Here is a 1684-nt window from a genome sequence, read left to right as displayed (position 1 = left end):
GGAGACAGGTGGTGCATGGTTGTCGTCAGCTCGTGTCGTGAGATGTTGGGTTAAGTCCCGCAACGAGCGCAACCCTTAACTTTAGTTGCCAGCAGGTAGTGCTGGGCACTCTAGAGTGACTGCCGGTGACAAACCGGAGGAAGGTGGGGATGACGTCAAATCATCATGCCCCTTATGACCTGGGCTACACACGTACTACAATGGCCGGTACAACGGGCTGCGAAACCGCAAGGTGGAGCGAATCCCAACAAAGCCGGTCTCAGTTCGGATTGCAGGCTGCAACTCGCCTGCATGAAGTCGGAATTGCTAGTAATCGCGGATCAGCATGCCGCGGTGAATACGTTCCCGGGTCTTGTACACACCGCCCGTCACACCACGAGAGTTTACAACACCCGAAGTCGGTGGGGTAACCCGCAAGGGAGCCAGCCGCCGAAGGTGGGGTAGATGATTGGGGTGAAGTCGTAACAAGGTAGCCGTATCGGAAGGTGCGGCTGGATCACCTCCTTTCTATGGAGAATCGTTTCCTGTAACGGAAACATTCGAACAGAAGCGTAAGCTTCTATAAGGACCCTTGAAGGTTCGAACCACTCACTCGTTGCTCAGTTTTGAGAGTTTAAGCTCTCAAAATCCTCGTTATTTTCGACCAACACATCCGTGATTGGCCCGGAAACAAGCGAGATTGATCCTTGAAAACTGGATACCGAAACGAATTTGCGTTTTAGAACATCTTTTAGCTAAAGCTTGTGTAAACAAGTGAATTAGTTATTAGCTGGAAACGAAGGTTTTGGATTGTGAAGCGACCTTTGGCTTTGAATACTTGGCGAGTGGATTTTCCACGAGCATTATTCAAAACAAGATGAGCGAACAAGCCAAACACCGGAGTGATGGTTAAGCTAATAAGAGCACACGGAGGATGCCTAGGCGCCAGGAGCCGACGAAGGACGTGGCGAACAACGAAACTGCCTCGGGGAGCTGTAAGCAAGCTTTGATCCGGGGGTGTCCGAATGGGGAAACCCAGCTGTGGTAATTCGCAGTTACTCATACCTGAATACATAGGGTATGTAGAGGCAGACCAGGGGAACTGAAACATCTAAGTACCCTGAGGAAGAGAAAACAATAGTGATTCCGTCAGTAGCGGCGAGCGAACGCGGAACAGCCTAAACCAAGGGGCTTGCCCCTTGGGGTTGTGGGACGTCTCACATGGAGTTACAAAGGAATCTGGTAGGTGAAGAGGTCTGGAAAGGCCCGCGATAGAGGTAAAAGCCCTGTAACCTAAACCATGTTCTCTCCGAGACGGATCCCGAGTAGTGCGGGGCACGTGAAACCCCGTATGAATCCAGCAGGACCATCTGCTAAGGCTAAATACTACCTGGCGACCGATAGTGAAACAGTACCGTGAGGGAAAGGTGAAAAGCACCCCGGAAGGGGAGTGAAATAGAACCTGAAACCGTGTGCTTACAAAAAGTCAGAGCCCAATCTATGGGTGATGGCGTGCCTTTTGTAGAATGAACCGGCGAGTTACGTTTAACATGCAAGGTTAAGTCGAGAAGACGGAGCCGCAGCGAAAGCGAGTCTGAATAGGGCGAATTAGTATGTGGACGTAGACCCGAAACCGTGTGATCTACCCCTGTCCAGGGTGAAGGTGCGGTAACACGCACTGGAGGCCCGAACCCACGCATGTTGA

Annotated in this window: 2 rRNA genes; both read left to right on the top strand. The window is 51.4% G+C overall.

What is annotated here, in order from left to right:
* A 16S ribosomal RNA gene (locus J2T20_RS25665) occupies positions 1 to 507 on the top strand; the annotation flags it as partial.
* Between the two features lie 379 nt (positions 508 to 886).
* A 23S ribosomal RNA gene (locus J2T20_RS25660) occupies positions 887 to 1684 on the top strand; the annotation flags it as partial.

Origin of the sequence: Paenibacillus wynnii, from assembly GCF_030812855.1 — a bacterium.
Taxonomy (GTDB): domain Bacteria; phylum Bacillota; class Bacilli; order Paenibacillales; family Paenibacillaceae; genus Paenibacillus_AQ; species Paenibacillus_AQ wynnii_A.
This window is presented reverse-complemented; position numbering and strand designations above follow the sequence as displayed.